The following is a 6,716-nucleotide window of genomic DNA, read 5'->3' as shown; positions in this document are numbered from 1 at the left end:
CAACCAAAACCCTCGCGTAATCCGCACCCGATGCACTGGCTTCTCATGCCCAGCCCCGTTGTCCGACCCCATCTCATACTCCCCAGCCGGGATCCATACCAACCGTAGCCCCGCCCGACTTTCCCACACTTGCCCCGCGCGCTCACCCGCCGGACGCTCTTCAGGCTCACGCCGCGCCTCCGCCGCCGGACTCACCGGCTGCGCCGGCGGGCGCGGCGAGTCTGCAACGCTCGGGCCCTCGGCCGACATCTGCACCCACCCAATCACTGCCATCGCCCCGGCGACGACAACGACCGCCCCAACCACTGTGACAAGGAACAAGGCAACAAACCGCTCGCCGCCCTTCCTCGCCTTGTTTGACTCCACCCGCAGCCGCTCCTGTATCCACCCCGTCAGGTCAAACTTCCCCCCATCCGCCCCCACCGTCGTCGGCAGACGCAACCCCGAACCCACTTGATTTGAGCCAACTCGCGAGGCGACTTGACTTGAAGCCCCACCAGACGCCGCCCCCGCGCTCGCCGCCACCGTCCGCACGCCCGCACCCGCACCCCGCAACGCCTCCGCCAGCCGTCTCGAAAACGCTCGAATATCCCCCGGCCGCGCGCCGCTTCATACCTCAAACCAGCCGCCAACAACTCATCCACCTCTTCCGTTACCTCAGGGCGCACCGCCGAAACCCGCTCCTTCAACCCACCACGCCGCTGCTCCTCCAACGCCGCCCCTAAACCCATCTCGCCATACGGCCGCCGCCCCGTCAGCAACTCATACGCCACCACCGCAAACGCATGCACATCGCACGCCGCCGTCACCTTCCCCGACCCGCTGAACTGCTCCGGCGCCGCGTACGCCACCGTCCCCAGCCCCACCGCCGTCATCGTCCGCAAGGCATCGCTCCCGTCCCCGCCCGTCGGCCGCGCAATCCCAAAATCAATCAACACCACCTGTTCCTTCCCGTCCGACTGCCGCACAAGCAAAATGTTGCTCGGCCTGACATCCCGGTATGGAAGCAAGTCAACCCGCCATCGGCGACGGTTATGCGGTCAAGCTACTGGCAAGACAGTCTGTGAAGCTGGTGTTATAGCGCTACATCCCCTTGAAAACAGTTTCTGGAACACATTTGGTCCGATGCCCACTAGACAAAGCTCACCTAGGAACCGTCTTTACCGCTGTCCTTGCGCGCCCTCGCGCCCTTCAGCCAACGAGCGTATCAATTTTGTGGGCAAGGCTTACGTCACGCATGGTTAGGCCGCCGGCGTCGTGCGTCCAAAGTGTCAATGTAACCCGGTTCCAGTCATGTAGGCAGATGTCAGGATGATGGTCAGCTTCCTCCGCTAACTTTCCGACTTGGTTGACGAACGTCAGAGCATCGGCAAAGTTGCGGAAGGTCAGCGTGCGCGTCAAACGACCATCCCGACACTGCCAGGCTGGCAACTCGCCAAGCTGTTTCTCCAGCTCAGCCTGTTCCAATAGCATAGGGCGGGTTCTCGACATACTGTACCCCTTTGACTAAACCGAAAGCTCGGAAAGGACTTGAATCAACTGCTCGCGTTTGAACGGTTTCGGAATAAAACCGTCAAAGCCGTGGCGGGCGATGCGTTCCCGCTCAGACGTGCTGGTATACGCCGTCAGCGCGATAATTTTAGCGTGCGCCAAACACGGCTCGACACGCAGTGCGTTGAAGGTCGCAAAACCATCCATGCCCGGCATACCGATGTCTAGCAAAACAATGTCTGGCGACAGCGCGCGCGCCGCCTCCAACCCGCGCGCGCCGCTTGTGGCTAAGTAGGTCTTGTAACCGGCGGCGCTGACAACCGCCCCAAGCAACTTGAGTAAGTTTTCATCGTCGTCAATAACAAGAACCTTCTTAGCGGCTGCCCCCGTAGAAGGCGCAGCCTGCGTAACGCCCGACAGAACCTCGGATGAACCCGACGAGGCGTCGGGTGGGTAGGCGAAAGTTGGCGTTCCCACGGTTGAGGACGACGGCGTTGTTGGAACTTGGAGGACAATTCGCCACCCGTCGGTGGCGCGCTCTAGGGTCAACGCGCCGCCATCGCGCGTCATAAGCAATCGTGCCAAGTTGAGAGCGCCTGAAGTAACAGACTCATCTAGTGCCTGATCACTGCTCACTGAAAGCTGTAGTACCTTCTCTCGCTGATCAGCGCTAATCGTGATTGTCGTTCCTTCAGGGGCGGCGCGCAGCATAGACCGTACGACCAACCACAAGGCTTGGCGGCCAATGGACGAAAGCATCACCGACGGCACTTGGTCTTCAGCCCCGATCCGCAGGGTTTGCCGTTGTTGGCGGGCGACTAGCTCAAGCCCATAGCAAATCCGGCGCAGCGCCGTAAGCAGCTCTGTTGCGGCGGTTGTGGATTCATCCTGTTCGCCAAGCCGCGCCAGATCGCTGTAGTCATCCAACAGTTGCAACATCCTTTCCGCCGCCGACCGAATATGTTGAATACCCTCCTGCCACTGCTCCGCCTCGCCTGCTTTCTCGGCAAGCCATTCCGTCCAGCCTAGAATCGCCGACAGCGGCGCACGTAACTCATGCGACAGGCTGCGCAGGACGTTGAAGGGCAATGGCGTCGCCGGTAGCCTCGCCAAATTTTCATCGGTCGGCGGCGGTACGTGGGACATAAACTGCTGCGGATAGAACGTTTCCCGATGGGCAGGAGACGTTTCTCGGTTGGCGTGGCAAGTCAGCTAGGGGAACATTGGGCATTTGCCCTAAGCCGTAGCGGTAATTCGACTATAACACAAACACATGAACAGAAACCCAAAACGACCCTTTTCAGAGGCTCGGCATCCTAGAAAACGCCGCGCTAATCCTTGGAAAGCGCTGTTTCTTGACCTACCTGGCCCTTGCAGTCGCTATGCAGGAGTTTGTTTGTTTATATCCAAGTCAATGGCCGGCTTCCTATAGCACGGGCGGCGGTGAGCGCTGCAGAGGCCAACTGGTTCTCGGCGCTTGGTTTTCTGTGTCTTATTATCTTCAAACAAAGGTTGAGGCCGCGACGTGATCCAGCCATCCTTCCCAACAGTCCACGAACGCCTAATGCTTGAAACGTTGCGGCTTGCAGAGCAAGGTTATGGGCGGGTCAGTCCGCGCCCGCTGGTTGGCTCGCTTGTCGTCCGTGATGGCGTTGTCGTCGGCCGCGGCTTCTACCACGAGCCTGAACCGGCCCATGCGGAAGTCTGGGCGTTAGGTGAAGCCGGATCACAGGCGCGCGGCGCGACGTTGTACGTCAATCTTGAGCCTTGTTCCCACTATGGGCGGACGCCGCCCTGTACGGAAGCCATCATCGCCGCTGGCGTCACCCGCGTTGTCGCCGGGATTCGCGATCCCAATCCGCAAGTTAACGGACGCGGCTTCGCGCAACTACGCGCCGCCGGGATTGAAGTCATCACAGACGTACTGGCGGTGGCCTGTACACGACTCAACGAGGTGTTCATTGTCAACCAGCTTGAAGGGCGTCCCTTTGTCCACCTCAAAATCGCCATGAGTTTGGACGGCCGCATTGCTACCCGAACCGGCGCTTCCCGATGGATTACCGGCGAGGCGGCGCGAGCGGCTGGGCAAGCGCTGCGGCATCGTTCCGACGCCATCGCCGTTGGCGTCGGAACGGCGCTAGCCGACAATCCCCTACTCACCGACCGGACGGGACGCTGCCGCCACCGCCCGCTGGTGCGCGTTGTCTTTGACTCGGCGCGCGTGAGGTTGCCGCCGGACGCCGCCCTTGTACAAACGGCGCGGCAGTTCCCAACGTGGCTTGTCACTGTCGCCACGCCGGACAACACCGAACGGCTGGCGCAACTTGAACAGCAAGGGGTACGCATCCTGCTGGTGGAAGCCGATCCGCAGGGGCGGCCGCAACTCGCCGCCGCACTGAACCGCCTGTTCTCGGAAGGCGTCGCAAGTCTGCTGGTTGAAGGCGGCAGTACACTGGCTGGGGCCTTGGTGGACGCTCGCCTAGTTGACAAAGTCACCTGTTTCATTGCGCCGCGCATCATTGGCGGCACTGCTGCCCTAAGCGCCGTTGGCGGCCGAGGCGCAGCGACGCTTGACGACACACTCCCGCTTGTCGATGTTAGCCTGGAGTCGGTCGGAACGGACTTTGCCCTGACTGGCTACACCGGCCGCGCCATCATTGCGGCTCTTGACGAAGCGCGCGCCGCTGAGCAGCGCTCTACGCCTTGACGCCAAACACATTGGCGAACCAGCGCAGACCTTCCGGCGTTCCGCTTGACTCCGGGTGAAACAATACGCCCTCGCGTGGGTGTGTCCGATGCCGAAAGGCCAGCACCGCTCCCGCCGGCGTCGTCGCCGTGACCTCTAGCCCTTCCGACAGGTCTGCAGAACTCAAGCGTGGCAGGCGGGGTGTCCAAGCGCGAAACCGGTACTTCAGGTTCCCAAACGACAGCCGGCCGTCATGGCAAACCTCAACTACGCCCGGTGCAAGCGGCCGCTCGTCTGGGACTCGGACGCCCAGCGCAGCGGCAAGGGACAACGCACCATTGCCGATACCGATTAGGACGACATGACTGGGAAGCTTCTTGACCAGCGTATCAATGACCGCCTGTGCCTCAGCCGGCGCACGTCCCGTTACAAGGACGATGTGCGTCACACCGGAAAGGTCAAGACCAGCCGCCGGCGATGACAACGTGCGCACCACCGGCGTCCAGCCCAGTGCCGCCACGGCGTGGGCGACATTGAACGCGACGGAGCTTTCATCATCCAAAACGGCAATGGTTGCGGTCATCAGCTTTGGCGTTGGCATTGCTACTGGCCAGGACCAATGCCTGCATCGGAAGCCGTCACCGGCGGCAGCGCTGACCCTTTGCACCGGCGGACAACCGAGTTGAGGTTTTCGTCGCGACTCCGCGCCAGCACTTCGTCAAAAAGCTGATTCGCGTCTGCCGTCCGCCCGTCGAGCTGCAGCATGAATCCACGGAATGCGACCGATGACAGATCATTCGCGTCGTGAACAACGGCTTGCCGGAAGTCTTCTTCCGCCAGAGCATATTTCCGCTGCTCCCAGTGGATGCGTCCACGGTAGTTATAGGCAAAGTTCTTGCAAGACTCGTCTTCGCAAGTCCGCGCCGCTACAGCGAAATGGTCAAGCGCGTCGGTGAACTTTCGCTGGTGATAGAGTGCAATGCCAAGATTGAGATGGGCTTTGCCAAAACCAGGTGCCGCCCCTAGGACGGCGCGGAATTGGCGCTCCGCCTCGACGTAGTCTTTACGCATCAGCGCCTTGACGCCGCTGGCAAAGGCGGCTTTGGTCGCATCTGACAGCGCGCTATTGTCCTCTAGCGGCTTAGGGGTATCGTTGATTCGGATGTCGCCGTTGTGCGTCGAGCCGCCTTTCGACGGCTTTGGGTCAGAGCTTTGCGCCTGTCGGCCGCCATCGCGTGACCAAAAAAGAAAGTATGCGCCGACAGCGCCGCCGACCATTACCAATGTCGCCGCCAGCGCCAAGGCGGCCACGACACCCCCCATCCCACCACCCCACCTGGCTGGCGGAGCCGTCGCTGGGGTGACTACGGGTGGCGTCGGAGGAGGATTCAGCTGGGGCAACCCATCCCCAGACGGTGGGGACGCATCACTCGACGCGATCGATTGCTCCGTGGACAGTGGCGGCGCATAACCCGGCTGCAGGGGGACAGCCGCCGCTGTCGGTTGTGGCGTTGCGCCGCCAGTCGCCGCCGCCGAAGATGCCTTGGTCGGCACGGTGGGGTACGCCCTTTCGCCTGAAAATGAAGCTGCTCCGGGCGTAAAAGGATTTGTTGTCCCCGCCGCCATCTGAGGCCGTGTGGAAGCCTGTCCGGCCTCCAGTTCACTGATAAACTCTCGCACCGTCGGCGTCCGCCGATCGCGCTGACGCTGCAACGCACGCAGCAACGCGGCTTCGACGCCCGGCGGAATGACGACACTTGGATTCGCTTGCTGAAGCGGTAGCGGGTCTTCCGTCAGCCGCTTGACCATGAGCGCCTGCATGTTGTCGCCGGTAAAGGGCAGCCGCCCGGTCAACATTTGGTAAATGATAATGGCCAAGCTGTAGATGTCTGAGCGGGCATCAAGGCGCTCACCGGCCAGCTGCTCCGGCGACATGTAAAGCGGTGTCCCAACCACAAACCCAGCTTGAGTCAAATCTTGGCCGCGCTGGGGCGCGTCGCTGGCGATTTTGGCAATGCCGAAATCGAGAATCTTGACCCAATCGCCTTCGTCGCGTCGCGCCAGCATAATATTGTCCGGCTTGAGATCGCGGTGGACGATGTTCATCCGATGGGCGGCTTCGAGCGCCGCCGCAGCCTGCCGTGCAATGTTGAGCGTTCGCCCCAACGGCAGCGGACCTTCGCGCCTGAGCACCGACGACAGCGTTTCTCCTTCAACAAACTCCATCGCCAAGTAATGCAGCCCGTCGTCATCGCCGAAGTCATAGATGGTGACGGCGTGGGGGTGATTGAAGGCGCTGGACATTTGCGCTTCACGGTTGAAACGCGCCAGCGCGTCAGGATCGGAAGCAAACGACGCGCTTAGGACTTTGACGGCGCATAGGCGATTGACCTTGAGCTGCTCCGCCTTGTATACCGCGCCCATGCCGCCCTCGCCTAACTTGCTAAGGATGCGAAAGCGGCCGGCAATAACGCGCCCAATTAGTGGATCGCTTGGCGGCGACGCCGTGGACATGATGGCAATCGTTTCATCCATGGAA

7 protein-coding genes are annotated in these 6,716 nt (G+C 61.4%); 1 reads left to right on the top strand and 6 read right to left on the bottom strand.

The genetic code is table 11. The features are described 5' to 3' along the window. The 4 genes from NZ585_13395 to NZ585_13380 all read right to left on the bottom strand — a co-directional run. Nucleotides 1-441 (bottom strand): hypothetical protein (locus NZ585_13395; protein ID MCS7081030.1); only part of this gene is annotated, 441 nt, incomplete at its 3' end. Next, nucleotides 393-1,010, bottom strand: coding sequence for a protein kinase (locus tag NZ585_13390; protein MCS7081029.1), 618 nt, complete (start codon nt 1,008-1,010; stop codon nt 393-395). The genes NZ585_13395 and NZ585_13390, both read right to left, overlap by 49 nt. 181 nt (nt 1,011-1,191) lie before the next feature. Further along, nucleotides 1,192-1,473: a 4a-hydroxytetrahydrobiopterin dehydratase gene (locus tag NZ585_13385; GenBank protein ID MCS7081028.1), complete on the bottom strand. Its 282-nt coding sequence runs from the start codon at nt 1,471-1,473 to the stop codon at nt 1,192-1,194. A gap of 33 nt (nt 1,474-1,506) precedes the next feature. After that, nucleotides 1,507-2,637: a response regulator gene (locus NZ585_13380; GenBank protein ID MCS7081027.1), complete on the bottom strand. Its 1,131-nt coding sequence runs from the start codon at nt 2,635-2,637 to the stop codon at nt 1,507-1,509. 379 nt (nt 2,638-3,016) lie between these two features. Here NZ585_13380 and ribD point away from each other — a divergent pair, with 379 nt between their 5' ends. Then, complete coding sequence (gene ribD, locus NZ585_13375) at nt 3,017-4,198, top strand: bifunctional diaminohydroxyphosphoribosylaminopyrimidine deaminase/5-amino-6-(5-phosphoribosylamino)uracil reductase RibD (protein MCS7081026.1); 1,182 nt, start codon at nt 3,017-3,019, stop codon at nt 4,196-4,198. Here the strand turns inward: ribD and NZ585_13370 are convergent. Further along, nucleotides 4,188-4,778, bottom strand: coding sequence for a hypothetical protein (locus NZ585_13370; protein ID MCS7081025.1), 591 nt, complete (start codon nt 4,776-4,778; stop codon nt 4,188-4,190). The two genes, ribD and NZ585_13370, sit on opposite strands and share 11 nt — an antisense overlap. A gap of 2 nt (nt 4,779-4,780) precedes the next feature. Further along, on the bottom strand, nt 4,781-6,712 hold the full coding sequence (locus NZ585_13365; protein MCS7081024.1) for a serine/threonine-protein kinase: 1,932 nt from the start codon (nt 6,710-6,712) through the stop codon (nt 4,781-4,783). Nucleotides 6,713-6,716 lie beyond the last annotated feature (4 nt).

Source organism: Chloracidobacterium sp. (genome assembly GCA_025057975.1).
GTDB lineage: Bacteria > Acidobacteriota > Blastocatellia > Chloracidobacteriales > Chloracidobacteriaceae > Chloracidobacterium.
This window is presented reverse-complemented; position numbering and strand designations above follow the sequence as displayed.

What these genes read in the sequence shown, in the direction of transcription:
- NZ585_13380 (MCS7081027.1), bottom strand. Translation starts at nt 2,637, where the DNA reads ATGTCCCACGTACCGCCGCCGACCGATGAAAATTTGGCGAGGCTACCG.
- NZ585_13365 (MCS7081024.1), bottom strand. Translation starts at nt 6,712, where the DNA reads ATGGATGAAACGATTGCCATCATGTCCACGGCGTCGCCGCCAAGCGAT.
- NZ585_13385 (MCS7081028.1), bottom strand. Translation starts at nt 1,473, where the DNA reads ATGCTATTGGAACAGGCTGAGCTGGAGAAACAGCTTGGCGAGTTGCCA.
- NZ585_13370 (MCS7081025.1), bottom strand. Translation starts at nt 4,778, where the DNA reads ATGCCAACGCCAAAGCTGATGACCGCAACCATTGCCGTTTTGGATGAT.